This window comes from Ruegeria sp. BC6 (assembly GCF_056539185.1).
This window is the reverse complement of record NZ_JBQFUM010000001.1, coordinates 1,110,540-1,124,284: the sequence shown is the minus strand read 5'-3', so window position 1 is coordinate 1,124,284 and position 13,745 is coordinate 1,110,540. Positions and strand designations below refer to the sequence as shown.

Sequence of the window (13,745 nt, the reverse complement as noted above, 5' to 3'; positions counted from 1 at the left end):
GCTCAGGCTCCAATCGGGGGAATGCGGGCGGCGCAGTTCTTGCGGAAATGTTCGGGGCGGTCGCGCCATTTCACAAGGCCATCATCGGCGGCCAGATATTTGGTGGCGCCTTCGACGATGATCTCGACATGGTCGGATTCGTTCAGGTTCTCATAGACGAAGGTCCAGCGCGACGGCCCGCCGCGCAGAACGATCGAGCAGCCCTGATCGCAGTTCGACAGGCATTCGACCGGCTTCAGGGTGATGCCTTCGGGCAGGTCGGCAGCGGCCAGCGCCTTGTGCAGCAGCGTGCCGGGGCGCTGGGCGTCATCCTCGATGGGCAGCCCGCGTCGGCAGGTGGTGCAAACCAGCAGCTCGACTGGTGTGGTCTCGGTCACGTATCTCATCCCCCCTCACTCGGTTGTCGGGGGACGGGGTATGCGCGGGCCACGTTGCGGACATGGGCCCGACACCGGAACACCCCGTCCGGTTTGTCTTCGGGCGTTGGCAGGTCTCCCGGCTTGCGGATGTCAGAGCGGCGCTCTGTCGGATGTCCCGCCTTCCCGGCCAGCAGCCAGTGGCATTTGGGCACCCTCTCCGGTCACGGTCGCGGGGGCGGCTGCGTTTGACGGAAAACCGCTGACGCATTCCCTTTTCATCTGCTTGCACAGACACCAACGCAAGCGACATGCGGCACGGGCAGGGGGGTTGTCAAGCGCGCGGGGCCAAGTGCCCTGCGTCGGATCGAAAAAGCGACTTGCCGGGATCAATCCGCGGCATCGCCGGCCAGCCGGTCGCGCAGCCAGGCCAGGAACAACTGGGCAGGGATGGACGGAGGCGCCGCGCTGACGCTGCGGATCAGATAATGCGACTGGGCAAAGGGAATCGCCGGCCCCGCAACCCGGATCGGCGCGCCCTGGGCGATGGCGTTGCGCGCGAACCGCTCCAGAACGGTGGCATAGCCAGCGCCGGCCATCACCAGTTGCAGCGCCGTGACGGTCGTATCCGCCGAATTAAGCGCGGGGCGGTCGGGCAGGTCGGTGCCCGTGGCCTCGAAGTACCGCGCCCAGTTGTCCTCATACCCCAGAATGTGAATCAACGGGCCGTTTTGCAGGTCTGGCGCCGGGTCCTGCGCCCGGCAGACGGGCACCAGCCGTTCCGAGCACAGCTGTTCGGCCGCAACTCCGGGCCAGTCGCCATAGCCCAGCCGGATTTCCACGTCCACATCCGCAGGCGCGGCCGAGTCGTTCCAGATATGTGACACCAGCCGCACCGGGATCTCGGGGTGCTGGGCGCTGAACGCGGGCAACTCGGCCGCGATCCAGTAGGTCATCGTCGATATCGCCGCCCGGATGGTCAGCGCCTGCCGCGAGGCGGGGCCGAACAGGCTGTTGGTGGACAGCGCGATATCCGACAGCGCCCGGCGCACGGTCAGCGCATAGGACTGGCCCAGCTCGGTCAGCGACAGGTGTCGTGCGTTGCGGGCAAAAAGCGGCTGCCCAAGGTCCGCCTCGAGCGAGCGGATATGCAGCGACACCGCCGTCTGGGTCAGGCCCAGCTCCTGCGCGGCGGTTGTGAAATTCAGATGGCGGGCGGCAGCCTCGAAGCTGCGCAGCCAAGCCGGATTGGGCAGGCGGTCCATTCAGCACCAAAATATTTTGCATCTAGATCGACTTTTTATTCGTTTCTTTTGTTGCAGGGCAACGGAAATACTCAGGCCAACGAAAACGCGCCTGCAGGAGGGCAGAACATGAAGGTCGGGTTCATCGGTTTGGGCAATGTGGGGGGCAAGCTGTCGGGGTCGCTGCTGCGCAACGGTATCGACCTGACGGTGTACGACCTGAACCCCGATCTTGTCGCGGAGTTCGCCGCCAAGGGGGCAAAAGCCGGCGAAAGCCCTGCTCAGATGATGCGCGATTGCGATGCGGTCATCACCTGCCTGCCGTCGCCCGCTGCCTCGGAAGCGGTGATGCAGCAGATGCTGCCCGAGGTGACCCACGGTAAGATCTGGATGGAGATGTCCACCACCGACGAGGCCGAGGTCAAACGCCTGGGGGCCATGGTAATCGAGCGCGGCGGGGCGGCGGTGGACTGCCCGGTTTCGGGCGGGTGCCACCGGGCGGCCACGGGCAATATCTCGATCTTCGCGGGCTGCGACCGGGCCACGTTTGAGCGTATCCTGCCGTTCCTTACGACCATGGGGCGGCGCATTCTGCATACCGGCGATCTGGGCACGGCCTCGGTTCTGAAGGTGTTGACCAACTATCTGGCCACTGCCAACCTGATCACCTGCGCAGAGGCGTTGGTGACCGCCAAGGCCGCCGGGATGGACCTGAACACCACCTACGAGGCGATCAAGATTTCGTCCGGCACGTCCTTCGTGCATGAGACCGAAAGCCAGGTGATCCTGAACGGCTCGCGCGATATTTCCTTCACCATGGACCTGGTAAAAAAGGATATCGGCCTGTTCCAGGAGGTCGCCGACCGCGCCGGCGTGCCGTTGGAGATGAACCCGTTGATGATCAAGATCTTCGACGACGCCATCGCCCGCTATGGCGCGCGCGAGCTGTCGCCCAACGTCATTCGACGGCTCGAGGATGCAACCGGGTTGAGCATTACCGCGCCCGGTTTTCCGGCCGAGATGCAGGACGATGAACCGGAAGAGCCGGGGTATGAGGTGATTCCTCAAGGCCGAAGCACGGTTTGAGCCGACGGTCAGCGCAAGGCACGCCCTTTCCGGGGGGGCTCGCATGTACCGACCGCGTCGCTGGTGACCCAGCGCGGACTAAATCCTTGCCCGGAAATTACTGGTTAGCTCGGCTGCGCTAACCATCTCCGCGCGTATTTTGGCGTTTCGTATCAACAAACTGGTCCAGGCGACTATCACAGGACCAGAGAACAGCGATGCAATGCGAGGCTGGAAAGTTGGAGGCGAGTACCGGAATCGAACCGGTGTACACGGATTTGCAATCCGCTGCGTCACCACTCCGCCAACTCGCCTTTTCAAGCAATTTCAATTACTTGACGTGGTGCAGACGCGGTTCTAGCAGCTTTCCCGAACAACGTCCAGAGGGTTGCTGAAAATTCCGCCGACCACGGCGTTGGATGGTCGGTCAGCGCAGTGGCAAATTTTGTCGCGGCCTGCAATTTTTGCCGGGCTGGCCGTTGCCGGGCGGGATCGGATGTGGCAAAAGCCGAGCAACCATGGGAAATATACGAGCGGTCACATGACGGATTTCGCAGCCCGACGCCACACGATGGTAGACACTCAGATCAGGCCCTCTGATGTCACCAAATTCCCGATCATCGATTCAATGCTGAAGGTCCAGCGTGAGAACTTCGTGCCGGATGCCAGTCGCGAAGTGGCCTATGCTGGCGACCTGATCGACCTGGGAAACGGGCGCTGCCTGCTGGAGCCGAGGACTCTGGCGAAGATGCTGGATGCATTGAATATTTCGAATGACGAGGTGGCTCTGGATCTCGCCCCAGCGTTCGGATACTCGACCGCCGTGGCCGCGAACATGGCGCAGCTTGTGGTGGGCGTCGAGGATGACGAGGCCAACGCAGCCGACGCGCAGTCCCGCCTGATGGAGGCGGATATCGACAACGCGATCATTCATGTCGGACCTTTGGAGCAGGGGGCGGCCGAGCATGGCCCCTATGATGTCATTATCATCCAAGGCGGTGTGGAACGTCTGCCCGATGCCCTGCTCGATCAACTGAAAGATCATGGCCGCATCGCCTGCCTGTTCGTCGAAGGCAATCTGGGCACCGTTCGCATTGGTCGAAAGTCCGATGGGCGGGTGACATGGCGTCATGGCTTCAACGCAATTGCTCCGGTACTGCCAGCGTTTTCGGCCGAGTGTGCATTTTCGCTATAGTCGATCAGCGGTTTTCCGCGGTCCCTTGATTAGTTGAAAACAAAGGCGCAAACTGCCTGCGGGCTTGCGTTATTTTGATTTGAGAGGATTTGGGTATGCTTGGAACGGCTGGAGGGAAGCTGGTCAAGGCAGTCGCTCTGACGGCGGGAATCGCGCTGAGCGTGATGCCGGGGCGCTCGGTTTTGGCGGACAATCTGACCGACGCGTTCATCGGTGCATACAACACAAGCGGGCTGTTGGAACAGAACCGCGCCTTGCTGCGCGCAGCCGACGAAGACGTTGCAATCGCGTTGTCGGCCCTGCGCCCGATCATCAACTGGACCGTCCGTGTCAGCCAGGATTACGCCAAGACCCGCGCCGGAACTGTGGTGTCGACGGTCGAACCATCGCGCTTCTTCTCGGGGTTAACGCTGAGCCAGCTGGTCTATGACGGCGGTGCATCGATTCTCGGGAAACAGTCGGCTCAGGAAACAGTTCTGGCAACCCGCCAGGCATTGATCGACATTGAGCAACAGGTTCTGTTCCGCGCAACGACGGCTTATCTGAGTGTTCTGCTGCAGGAAGAAACGGTTCAAATTCGCCAGAACAACGTCAATCTCTCGGGCGAGGAACTGCGGGCCACGCAGGACCGTTTTGAAGTCGGTGAGGTCACCCGGACCGACGTCGCGCTGTCCGAAGCGCAGTTGGCAAGCTCGCAGGCTGATCTGGCCGATGCGCGAGGCGACCTGAGCACCGCCCAAGCGGAATACGTGAACGCCGTCGGCAAACAGCCTGGTCGTACTGCGGGCCAGCCGCGTCTGCCGAAGCTGCCCGGTTCATTGGCCGAGGCCATCAGCCTGGCACAAAGAAACCACCCGGCAATCCTGTCGGCGCAGCATCAGGTGCGTGCCTTGGATCTGACAGTGCAGCAGCAGCGCGCGGGTCTCGGTCCGAATGTCAGCTTGAACGCGGACGCGGGGATCACCGAAAGCTATGACAACGACGACTATACCAACGATGCGTCCATCTCGTTGAATTTCAATCAGCCCATCTATGCCGGTGGTCGATTGGCGGCCAACGTGCGCCGCGCGATGGCTCAGCGGGATGCATCGCGCGCCAACCTTCTGAATGTGCAGAAAGACATCACTCAGGGTGTGACCGACGCCTATGTGCGCTTTGAAACGGCCACTGCCAGCCTGCGGGCATCCGTCGAACGGGTAAGGGCATCGCAGGTCGCCTTTGACGGGATTCGCGAAGAGGCCACGCTGGGGGCTCGGACCACACTGGACGTTCTGACCGCTCAGCAGGATTTGCTGGACGCACAATTGGCCGAAGTTGCCTCGCGGACGGAACGGTCTCTGGCGGCCTATCAGTTGTTGCAGGCACAAGGTCTGTTGACCGCCGAGCGTCTTGGATTGGCGGTACAGATTTACGACCCGACGCTCTACTACAACCTGGTCAAAAAAGCGCCAGCACAGATCAGCAAGCAAAGCCGCGACCTGGATCGAGTTCTCAAAGCTTTGCGGCGCGAGTGATCAGCCACACTATCTGTTGTTAGGTTCGACCGGATTGGATACACTGGTCCAAAAGGTCAGAGCGGTAGAGAACAATGACGGATAGCAGTGTCAAAACAGGTGTCGAAGACGTATTGTCGTCGATCAAGCGTTTGGTCAGCGAAGAAGGGCGCAAGGTCCCGAACCTGATCAAAGCGACTGCGGCCCGCAAGCCGGGACGCCTGGTTTTGACGGATGCCCTGCGGGTTGGCACATCGGCCGAGGATCCAAAAGCACCTTTGAAACTGGCCCAAAAGATCTCGGCTGAGGCGGCCTCGCAGCATGCTGCGAATGTCGAGGCGGTGCGCCCGGCCAACGACCTGTCACAACCTATGCGGTTGCGGTCTTGCGATATCGTTCGTCCCGGAACCCCGGCAATCAACGACATTGGCGGCGAGTCTTCGGATGATCGCGAAGGCCGCAGGGATCTGGCCGGCAGCCTGAGCGCCAAGATCGCAGCTCTTGAGGCTGCGATTGCGCGGACCGAAGATCAGTGGGAGCCTGACGGTGAAAGCGACGACGCTTATTCCGGCACGCGCACCGACACGGTCAGTTGGGCCTCGGACACCGGGTTTTCGACGTCGAAGGATGCGGCTGCGTCCGAAGCTGAGATGGACGCTGACAGCGACGAGGAAACAACGCCTGCCACGTTTATCCGCGACAACCGGGATGCCTCAGAGGCCGAAGTAAAGCTGGATCAGGAAACGCCGGCGATGGCGACCGGCACGATGGATGAAGACGAATTGCGCGAGTTGATCGCAGACATCGTCCGTCAGGAACTGCAGGGCGCGCTGGGTGAACGTATCACCCGCAACATTCGCAAGCTGGTGCGGCGCGAGATCAACCGCGCTTTGGCCGCTCAGACTTTGGATTGACGCTCAGCCGAACCGAGGCTCGGCTGTCAGTGACAGCAGGGCATCAAGGTCCATATGCTGTTCAAGGTGATCGGCCAAAGACTCCAACGTTTGCTCAACACTGACTTCGTATGCCAGTTCCGACCTGGCTCCAAACCGCTGTAGAAACGACGCGCGGAAGGCGTCTGACGCGAAAATGCCGTGCAAATAGCTTCCCAGAACGCGCCCGTCTCTCGATGCGGCGCCTTCCGGGCGCCCTTCCACCTGCAACCACGCGCGGGCAGTATCCGGACCTTGGGTGCGCCCCATGTGGATTTCGTAGCCGGTGACAGGCTCGCCGCCGGGCAAGGCCTGCGCTGATCGCAGTTCGACCCGTTTTTCCCCGGACATAACCGTTTCCACGTCCAGCAAACCCAGCCCATCGACGCTGCCGGGTCTGCCGTCCACGCCATCAGGGTCGGTGATCACCCGGCCCAGCATCTGATACCCGCCGCAGAGGCCAAGAACATGGCCGCCCCGCCGTACATGGGCATACAGGTCGATGTCCCAACCTTGTTTGCGGAAAAAGGCCAAATCTCCGATCGTGGATTTGCTGCCCGGCAGAATCACCAGATCCGCGTCACCGGGAAGGGGGCGGCCAGCCGGAATGATCTCGACCGAAACCCCCGGCTCGGCAGACAGCGGGTCCAAATCATCGAAATTCGCCATGCGCTCCAACTGCGGCACTGCAACCTTGCAGGTGCCGCCTGCGTGCGAGCGGATATCCATCATGTCTTCGGCCGGCAGTTTCCAGGCGTCCTCAAACCAGGGAACGACGCCCAGGCAAGGCCATCCGGTGCGTGCCGCAATGTCGCCGCGCCCGTCATCAAACAGGCTGACGTCTCCCTTGAAGCGATTGACCGCAAAGCCGCGGATCATTGCAAGGTCAGCGTTCTCCAGCACTGCATGGGTGCCGACGATCTGCGCTATGACGCCGCCCCGGTGAATGTCTCCCACCAGTATCACGGGCACATTCGCGGCGCAGGCAAAGCCCATGTTGGCGATGTCGCCTGCCCGCAGGTTAGTCTCGGCCGGACTGCCGGCGCCCTCGACCAGCACAAGGTCGGCATCTTGGCAAAGCCTGGCAAAGCTCTCGAGCGCAGCGTTCAGAAGCTTGGATTTGTCCTCGCGATAGTCCTTGGCCCGCATCGTTCCCGCCCGCTTGCCCTGAACGATCACCTGCGCACCGGTATCGGTTTCCGGCTTCAGAAGGATTGGATTCATGTCCGTATGCGGCGGGCGCCCCGCCGCCCGGGCCTGCAGCGCCTGGGCGCGGCCAATCTCGCCTCCATTTGCGGCTACTGCGGCGTTGTTGGACATGTTCTGCGGTTTGAAGGGGGCAACCTTCAACCCTCGCCGCGCAAAGGCCCGGGCCAGCCCGGCCACAAGCATCGACTTGCCGACATTGCTGCCGGTCCCCTGAATCATGATCGCGCGAACCATCTGAGCCTCCTGCGGATGTTGGCAGATGACCGCATTTATTCAGCCGACGAAAGTGCGGATCGGTCCATTTGCACGACGAATGCGACCATTCCGCTGCGTACAGGGCAAAAAAAAGCGCGCCGAAAGTACCGGCGCGCGTTTTTGGGTCGGGCAAAGCCTTAGGCGGCTTCGGCCTGCTGTGCAGCGTTGCGGCGTTCGCTTTCTTCGCGCGACAGGGCGACGGACGTACGTACGCCACGGCCAACGAACTCCATCAGTCCGTGGACAACCCGTTCGTTCGGGTCGATGCCAGCGCAGGACAGCACTTCGCGACCATCGCGCGAGCGTGCCCAGCGGGCGATTTGTTCCGGGCCATTGCCGTATTTCTTGTCATCGGCGATAGCATCATCGAGTGCAGCCAGCACAACGGCCGCGAAAAGTTTGCGGGCACGGTTGCCTTGCTCATTGTTAAAGGCGGTGCCGTCAACGAAATCTCTCATCTCGTTTTCCTTGTTGTTCTTGCTCTTGTAATTTTCGGCGTGGCGGTCCTTATGACCTATTTAGTGCGATTCGGATACACCTAATTTGCATAGTTGCGTTGCGTCATTTGCATGGCTCTCTGCAGGTGCAGCACTAGGTTTCGTTGTATTGCATGGATCGGTCCCGCCAGATATAGGGACGACAACTGACGCATCAACCATGTGTGAAGGAAATATGTCATGCCCAAGATCAATGGGAACGAAATTCGCCCGGGCAATGTGCTTGAGCATAACGGCGGTCTGTGGGCGGCGGTCAAGGTCGATCACGTCAAACCGGGCAAAGGCGGTGCCTTTGCACAGGTAGAATTGCGGAACCTGCGCAACGGCTCGAAACTGAACGAGCGGTTCCGTTCCGCGGACAAGGTCGAGCGTGTTCGGTTGGAGCAGAAAGACCAGCAGTTCCTGTATGAAAGCGACGGGATGCTGGTATTCATGGATGCCGAGACCTATGAACAGATTGAATTGCCTGCAGATTTGCTGGGTGACCGTCGTCCGTTCCTTCAGGACGGGATGACCATCGTGGTCGAATTCTATGAAAGCGAGGCGCTGAACGCGACGCTGCCTCAGAAAGTCGTCTGCAAGGTCGTCGAGACTGAACCGGTCGTCAAAGGTCAGACTGCGGCGAACTCGTTCAAGCCGGCGGTTCTGGACAACGGGGTCAAAGTCATGGTGCCGCCGTTCATCGCGCAGGACGAGATGATCGTCGTGAACACCGAGACCATGGAATATTCCGAGCGCGCGTAACGTCGCGTCATACTCGGAGAAAGACCAAGAAACCGCGCCGCTATTCGGCGCGGTTTTTTTCTGGCGAGGCGGCCCCGCCGCGGCGGTAGCGGGCGCGGTCCGGGCCGAACAGTTCCAGCAACAGCTCGAACTTGATACGATTGGCGCTGACCTGCCGGTAAAAAGCGATGAGAAATCCGGTCGGCCCCTGGATCCGGGCCAGACCGCTGGTCGCGGCGACCACGGTTCCGACGTCGGTTTCTCCTTGCAGAACCAGCCATCCGCCCAGCATCAGAACACCGACGGTGCCTGCACCGTTGATCACGCTCAGCAGAAACTTGGCCGACAATTTCCACAGGAACATCCGCCGCCGGGTGTCGTAGATCGCGTCGAACTGGTCGTGCACCTCTTGAGTCACGGCCTCGATGTTTTCGATCGTCAGATGGTCGGTCGCGCTACGCAATATGCGGACGCGGTCCGCCACGAACACGTTCACCTTTCTCTGCGAGACGAGAACGATAAGGATCTGCGGTGCGATCATCGAAAGGGCAATCAGTCCCAGCCAGGGTTGCGTCGACGAGATGTAGCCAATCACGCTGACCAAGGTTCCGATTTGTACGACCGGGTCCGAGAACGCGCCGCCTGCGAATTTGCCCAGTTCTTCGGCTTCGGCAGAAATGGCCGTCGTCATGGTTCCCTTGCGGACATTCTCGCCCGACTCGTCCACGTCCACGGTGCGGGCCAGCAAAAGCTGACGGATCCGACGGATCATGTCTTCGCCCAACGTCCCCGCGCGATATCCCAGCACCCACTTCAGGGCGAGGCTCAGCAGGATCACCCCCATCATGCCGGCACCCAGCAGCAGGAGATGGGGCGCCTCGATATTGTCCGAGGTCAGATGGTTGATGATGTCCCGTTGAAACTCCAACGGGGCCGCGGCAAGAGCCGCGACCGACAAGGACAACAGGATCAGTATGACTTGCCGTCCGGCGCTGGCGCGCCAGATGGCTGAATACAGTTGGAGCATGCAGGCACCCGATCAGCCAAGTGCCTCAAGTCTTACCGTGTGGCCGGGCCGGATAAAACGTTTGCGGAGCAGCCCGGTCGGTGGTCGTGCCGGTTGGGCAACAGGCTCAATCCAGCAGACGCAGGCGGGCGTCTCCGGCCAGCATGTCGTCGCCCGCCCGATCAAGGCGCAGATAGGCGATGGCCTGTCCGTTCGATTGAGTGAACAGCGTACCAGCTGGCTTTCCAGCCGAGAGGATTTCGGAGCTGACCGGAGCCGCACCGTCGATGGCGACAACCCGCAGCCCCTTGCGCAACTGGGTCTTGTGCTTCATGCGGGCGGTTACCTCTTGCCCGACATAGCAACCCTTTTTGAAATCGACGCCGTTGAGCGGCTCGAATCCGGCCTCGAGGATATACGTGTCCGGCGTCAGCTCGATCCCGGTTTCCGGGATGCAATGACGCACCCGAATTGCGTCCCAATCCGTTCCATCATCGGCTTCGGGAGCGTCAGAATATGCGCGCCAGCCCATATCGGGGTGACGAGGATCGGGCAGGGCGCCCTCGGGTGCGGGCCCGGTTCCGCGTTGCAGGTGCAGGTTGGTTTCCTCGATACGCACGTCCGCCCGCAGCTTGTACATGTTCAGTCGCTTGATCAGTGCATCCGCCATCCCCTCAGCCACGTCCAGCAGCACCGAGTCGCCATCGCGTTTCAGAAAGAAATCGGCCAGGTACTTTCCCTGCGGGGTCAGGATGGCCGCGTAGACAAGACCATCGTCCAGCTTGCGGGTGTCATTGGTGACCAGACCTTGCAAGAAGCTGTCGGTATCCGTGCCGGTCAGGCGCAAAATGCGGCGGGTGCTCATCTTTGGGTCCTCGTCATTGCCCTGAGAGCGGTGATATAAGCGAACCCGTTGCCAAGACCAGAGGTTTCGAATGTGTCCGCCCCGATCAGTATCGTGATTCCGACATTCGATTCCCAAACCGAACTCGCGCGCTCGCTGATGACCCTGATGGAAGGTCTGCACGCCGGTCTGATCCGCGAACTTGTCATCGCCGATGGAGGGTCGACCGATCATACGTTGCGTATTGCCGATGAAGCAGGTGCCCGGATCGTTGCCGGGGCCGGGTCCCGTACTGCGCAGCTGCGCGTGGGATGCGACGCCACGGTGGGCGACTGGTTGCTGATCATCCTACCGGGGACCGAGCTTGAGCCCGGATGGACCGATGCGGTGGCCGAACACCTTGTAACGCGGCGTCCGGGTGTTTTTCGCCTTGGGTTTCGGTCCTCAGGCCTGATGCCGAGTTTGATGGCAGGTTGGGCCAATCTGCGCAGCCGGGTCTTTGGACTGGCGTCTGGTGATCAGGGTCTGCTGCTGCCGGCGCAATTGTACAAGGCCGCCGGCGGATATCCGGATCAACCGGGGAAGGAGGGGGCGCTCATGCGCTCTCTGCCGCGCGCGACACTTTTGCGGGCGCGTGCCATTACAGGCGCCGGGCGACGTGGTCGGACGCGTCCTGAGGCGCCACCTCAGTAACCCCGGTTGCACGTGCTTCGGGGGGTGGCTGCCGCGCCGGCGGCTCGGTGATGAGGTTGGACCGCAACTCGACAACAGATTTGCCCAACCTGAATGGTGCCGCAAAGCTGACCAGACACAGCGCGATGATCTGTAGCACGAGAATGTGGGCGTTTTCCTGAAGATACTCCCACTCTCCCTTCAGTTTGGCGACCTGAGCGATCAGGTCATCATAGCTTTGCGCAAGGATCATATAGTCTCCGGCGATTGCCGGCACTTTCCGCCGCATGTTGTCGATCGCGGTCTGCGTTTCTTCGTCCAGCGTGGTGAAAACCAGGAATTGCTCGATGTCGAAGGCATCGGCTTTGGCAGCCATGTCCTGAATGTCATCCATCTGGTCTCGTGACCGTGCGCCGAAGATGAAGTTCAGGCCCTGCAGCGGCGCAACTTCGTTGGTGACGGCGATGAACAGCGGCAGGTCGGCGTTGCTGGCGGTCGAGGCCGACAGGAACTCGACCTTGTCGCACAAGACCGCCGTGTCCGGGTCGTAGGCCGGATCGCAGAACCGCAGCCGGAACCGCGCGGCGTCGCGATCGAAGGCCAGTGTCGCCGCATAGGCAACGTCGATCTGCCTGTCCAACCTTGAGCTGTCGGATTTGTAGAGCCCCGCCATGACCGCCACCAGCGCGCCCAGCCCACCCAACACGACCCACACGAGGTCGGCCAGCTTCCATGCCCGGTGACCCGCTGGTTTGCGAAACAGGAACGCGGTGCCAATCGATCCGGCCAGAAAGAACAGCAACAGCAGGGGCAGCTGGTAGTCGGTGATGAAGCTCATGCACCCGAGTTTAAGTGGTCAGTCTTCCCACGCAACAGCGATCACGTGCAGTTGTAACGCGTGTCAGGATGCCCATACTCGGGTCAGGAGCCGGAGGGAGAACGTGATGACCAAAGAGATTGTGCTGATCCACGGGGCGTTTGCCGGGCCGTGGTGCATGGCGGACTATGCGGAGTTCTTCCGCGCCCGTGGCTGGACGGTGCACACCCCGGCGCTGAGGTTCCATGGCGGCGATCCTGCAGCCGAGCCCGATGCGGGCCTGACCGACACCAGCGTGCTGGATTATGCCAACGACATTGCCGAATTCGTCCAGGGGTTGGACAGCAAACCCGTGATCCTCGGTCATGCCATTGCGGGCGTCGTTGCCCAGCAGGTTGCGTCTCGCGGACTGGCCAGCGCCATCGTGTTGATCAACCCGAACGCGGCCTGGGGCACCCTGCCGCAAACCGATGACGAACGCGCCGTACCGCGCGCCTTGATGGAGGGCGGGGCGTTCTGGAAGCAGCCCATGCGCGTCGATTTCGACCTGATGGCCCCCTTCGCGCTGAACAAAATGCCTGAGGCCCAGCAACATGCCGTGTTCGATCGACTTGGCCCGGAAAGCGGGCGGGTGATGTTCGAGATGTTTTTCTGGATGTTCGACGATCACCACGCGATGAAGGTTGATATCGACAAGGTCGACTGCCCGGTTTTGATCGTTTCAGGCTCGGAGGACAGGGCGGTGAACCCCAACACCTGCCGTGCCTTGGCGAAACTCTATGGCGACCGCGCGACCTTTCTGGCCGCAGAAGGTCACGCGCATTTTCTGTTCATGGAGCCCGGTTGGGAAAAGCCAGCCGCACAGATCGCGGACTGGCTGGACCAGAAGCTGGGCTAGGGGCCGTTCAGGCGCTATTTGCTGACCTGAAACGTGCTCTGCGGCCGCCACCGCAGCACGCCGTCGCTTTCGCGGTAACAACGCAACAGGCGTTCCTGCACCGTGCTTACCGTGCTGGTAACGGTGTTGTCACCGACCATCAGCACAAAGGCGTCCTCGGAATAGGCCATGCCGTCGTAATAGCAGAACCGGGTCTCGGCGCCGTCGGGGATGGGGGATGCGGTGCTGAGCATCTGCTGCGCGGGGGCTGCCGAGGCGATCAGGGTCAGGGCCAGCCCGAGGGTCAAAGTTTTCATGTCGTCCTCCCGTTCGGATATCCGTTTTTCAAATTGGGTCTTGGGCGCTCGGAACCTCAAATGTCGTTCTTGAATGACGGGTTGAGGCTAAGTGTGAACGGGATCAACGGGTTCGGCAAGGGGACGAGGATGCAAGGTGTGTGACTTTGGGCGGTCCGTTCACTGCCGTAAACGATACAAAGTAACAGAGATGCGGTAGGGCCACCCCTTGGGCGGCGCGGAGTTTGTGGCTGGGAGTAGGGG

The 13,745-nt window shown here is 61.3% G+C and carries 15 protein-coding genes, 1 tRNA gene and 1 riboswitch; of the genes, 7 read left to right on the top strand and 9 right to left on the bottom strand.

Features of this window, described 5'->3' with window-relative positions; translation table 11 throughout:
• Window positions 1-2 precede the first annotated feature (2 nt).
• Both ACR0MM_RS05630 and ACR0MM_RS05625 read right to left on the bottom strand, forming a co-directional pair.
• The gene (locus tag ACR0MM_RS05630) at window positions 3-386 is read right to left on the bottom strand and encodes a DUF1636 family protein (RefSeq protein WP_170370777.1); all 384 of its coding nucleotides are present in this window, start codon (window positions 384-386) and stop codon (window positions 3-5) included.
• Window positions 387-468: 82 nt separating this feature from the next.
• Window positions 469-673: riboswitch (cobalamin riboswitch) on the bottom strand.
• A 72-nt stretch (window positions 674-745) separates the two neighbouring features.
• Window positions 746-1,621, bottom strand: a complete 876-nt coding sequence (locus ACR0MM_RS05625) for a LysR family transcriptional regulator (RefSeq protein ID WP_480694895.1) — start codon at window positions 1,619-1,621, stop codon at window positions 746-748.
• Window positions 1,622-1,729: 108 nt separating this feature from the next.
• Between ACR0MM_RS05625 and ACR0MM_RS05620 the strand changes: the two genes are divergently transcribed.
• Window positions 1,730-2,686 (top strand): NAD(P)-dependent oxidoreductase, encoded by a 957-nt coding sequence (locus tag ACR0MM_RS05620; RefSeq protein ID WP_480694893.1) that lies wholly within the window; start codon window positions 1,730-1,732, stop codon window positions 2,684-2,686.
• Between the two features lie 219 nt (window positions 2,687-2,905).
• Here ACR0MM_RS05620 and ACR0MM_RS05615 read toward each other — a convergent pair.
• Window positions 2,906-2,979 (bottom strand) — tRNA-Cys (locus ACR0MM_RS05615).
• 227 nt (window positions 2,980-3,206) lie between these two features.
• Here ACR0MM_RS05615 and ACR0MM_RS05610 point away from each other — a divergent pair.
• The 3 genes from ACR0MM_RS05610 (at window position 3,207) to ACR0MM_RS05600 (ending at window position 6,267) form a co-directional block, all read left to right on the top strand.
• A complete protein-coding gene (locus tag ACR0MM_RS05610; protein WP_480694891.1) occupies window positions 3,207-3,860 on the top strand; it encodes a protein-L-isoaspartate O-methyltransferase family protein in 654 nt (217 codons plus the stop codon).
• A 95-nt stretch (window positions 3,861-3,955) separates the two neighbouring features.
• Window positions 3,956-5,374, top strand: a complete 1,419-nt coding sequence (locus tag ACR0MM_RS05605) for a TolC family outer membrane protein (RefSeq protein ID WP_170338225.1) — start codon at window positions 3,956-3,958, stop codon at window positions 5,372-5,374.
• Between the two features lie 74 nt (window positions 5,375-5,448).
• Window positions 5,449-6,267, top strand: coding sequence for a hypothetical protein (locus tag ACR0MM_RS05600; protein WP_480694889.1), 819 nt, complete (start codon window positions 5,449-5,451; stop codon window positions 6,265-6,267).
• Between the two features lie 3 nt (window positions 6,268-6,270).
• Here the strand turns inward: ACR0MM_RS05600 and ACR0MM_RS05595 are convergent, their stop codons facing one another.
• Complete coding sequence (locus ACR0MM_RS05595) at window positions 6,271-7,728, bottom strand: cobyric acid synthase (protein ID WP_480694887.1); 1,458 nt, start codon at window positions 7,726-7,728, stop codon at window positions 6,271-6,273.
• 158 nt (window positions 7,729-7,886) lie between these two features.
• Complete coding sequence (locus ACR0MM_RS05590) at window positions 7,887-8,207, bottom strand: DUF6280 family protein (RefSeq protein ID WP_093962585.1); 321 nt, start codon at window positions 8,205-8,207, stop codon at window positions 7,887-7,889.
• Between the two features lie 219 nt (window positions 8,208-8,426).
• Here ACR0MM_RS05590 and efp point away from each other — a divergent pair, with 219 nt between their 5' ends.
• Window positions 8,427-8,990 carry an elongation factor P gene (efp, locus tag ACR0MM_RS05585; protein WP_093962584.1) on the top strand — a complete coding sequence of 188 codons (564 nt, stop codon included), beginning with the start codon at window positions 8,427-8,429 and terminating at the stop codon, window positions 8,988-8,990.
• A gap of 40 nt (window positions 8,991-9,030) precedes the next feature.
• Here the strand turns inward: efp and ACR0MM_RS05580 are convergent, their stop codons facing one another.
• Entirely contained in the window at window positions 9,031-9,996 is a 966-nt protein-coding gene (locus ACR0MM_RS05580) for an ABC transporter transmembrane domain-containing protein (RefSeq protein ID WP_480694885.1), read from the bottom strand.
• 106 nt (window positions 9,997-10,102) lie between these two features.
• On the bottom strand, window positions 10,103-10,840 hold the full coding sequence (gene ygfZ, locus ACR0MM_RS05575) for a CAF17-like 4Fe-4S cluster assembly/insertion protein YgfZ (RefSeq protein WP_480694883.1): 738 nt from the start codon (window positions 10,838-10,840) through the stop codon (window positions 10,103-10,105).
• Between the two features lie 72 nt (window positions 10,841-10,912).
• Between ygfZ and ACR0MM_RS05570 the strand changes: the two genes are divergently transcribed.
• Window positions 10,913-11,512, top strand: coding sequence for a glycosyltransferase (locus tag ACR0MM_RS05570; protein WP_480694881.1), 600 nt, complete (start codon window positions 10,913-10,915; stop codon window positions 11,510-11,512).
• On the opposite strand, the gene ACR0MM_RS05565 is transcribed toward ACR0MM_RS05570, so the two are convergent.
• Complete coding sequence (locus tag ACR0MM_RS05565) at window positions 11,460-12,329, bottom strand: hypothetical protein (protein ID WP_480694879.1); 870 nt, start codon at window positions 12,327-12,329, stop codon at window positions 11,460-11,462. The genes ACR0MM_RS05570 and ACR0MM_RS05565 overlap by 53 nt on opposite strands.
• A 106-nt stretch (window positions 12,330-12,435) precedes the next feature.
• Between ACR0MM_RS05565 and ACR0MM_RS05560 the strand changes: the two genes are divergently transcribed.
• Window positions 12,436-13,206: an alpha/beta hydrolase gene (locus ACR0MM_RS05560; RefSeq protein ID WP_480694877.1), complete on the top strand. Its 771-nt coding sequence runs from the start codon at window positions 12,436-12,438 to the stop codon at window positions 13,204-13,206.
• A 14-nt stretch (window positions 13,207-13,220) separates the two neighbouring features.
• Here the strand turns inward: ACR0MM_RS05560 and ACR0MM_RS05555 are convergent, their stop codons facing one another.
• Window positions 13,221-13,502, bottom strand: coding sequence for a DUF1496 domain-containing protein (locus tag ACR0MM_RS05555; RefSeq protein ID WP_480694875.1), 282 nt, complete (start codon window positions 13,500-13,502; stop codon window positions 13,221-13,223).
• Window positions 13,503-13,745: the final 243 nt, after the last annotated feature.

Coding starts and splice junctions, on each gene's coding strand:
- ACR0MM_RS05610 (WP_480694891.1), top strand. CDS start 3,207: ATGACGGATTTCGCAGCCCGACGCCACACGATGGTAGACACTCAGATC.
- ACR0MM_RS05625 (WP_480694895.1), bottom strand. CDS start 1,621: ATGGACCGCCTGCCCAATCCGGCTTGGCTGCGCAGCTTCGAGGCTGCC.
- ACR0MM_RS05595 (WP_480694887.1), bottom strand. CDS start 7,728: ATGGTTCGCGCGATCATGATTCAGGGGACCGGCAGCAATGTCGGCAAG.
- ACR0MM_RS05555 (WP_480694875.1), bottom strand. CDS start 13,502: ATGAAAACTTTGACCCTCGGGCTGGCCCTGACCCTGATCGCCTCGGCA.
- efp (WP_093962584.1), top strand. CDS start 8,427: ATGCCCAAGATCAATGGGAACGAAATTCGCCCGGGCAATGTGCTTGAG.
- ACR0MM_RS05630 (WP_170370777.1), bottom strand. CDS start 386: ATGAGATACGTGACCGAGACCACACCAGTCGAGCTGCTGGTTTGCACC.
- ygfZ (WP_480694883.1), bottom strand. CDS start 10,840: ATGAGCACCCGCCGCATTTTGCGCCTGACCGGCACGGATACCGACAGC.
- ACR0MM_RS05620 (WP_480694893.1), top strand. CDS start 1,730: ATGAAGGTCGGGTTCATCGGTTTGGGCAATGTGGGGGGCAAGCTGTCG.
- ACR0MM_RS05560 (WP_480694877.1), top strand. CDS start 12,436: ATGACCAAAGAGATTGTGCTGATCCACGGGGCGTTTGCCGGGCCGTGG.
- ACR0MM_RS05590 (WP_093962585.1), bottom strand. CDS start 8,207: ATGAGAGATTTCGTTGACGGCACCGCCTTTAACAATGAGCAAGGCAAC.
- ACR0MM_RS05600 (WP_480694889.1), top strand. CDS start 5,449: ATGACGGATAGCAGTGTCAAAACAGGTGTCGAAGACGTATTGTCGTCG.
- ACR0MM_RS05580 (WP_480694885.1), bottom strand. CDS start 9,996: ATGCTCCAACTGTATTCAGCCATCTGGCGCGCCAGCGCCGGACGGCAA.
- ACR0MM_RS05605 (WP_170338225.1), top strand. CDS start 3,956: ATGCTTGGAACGGCTGGAGGGAAGCTGGTCAAGGCAGTCGCTCTGACG.
- ACR0MM_RS05565 (WP_480694879.1), bottom strand. CDS start 12,329: ATGAGCTTCATCACCGACTACCAGCTGCCCCTGCTGTTGCTGTTCTTT.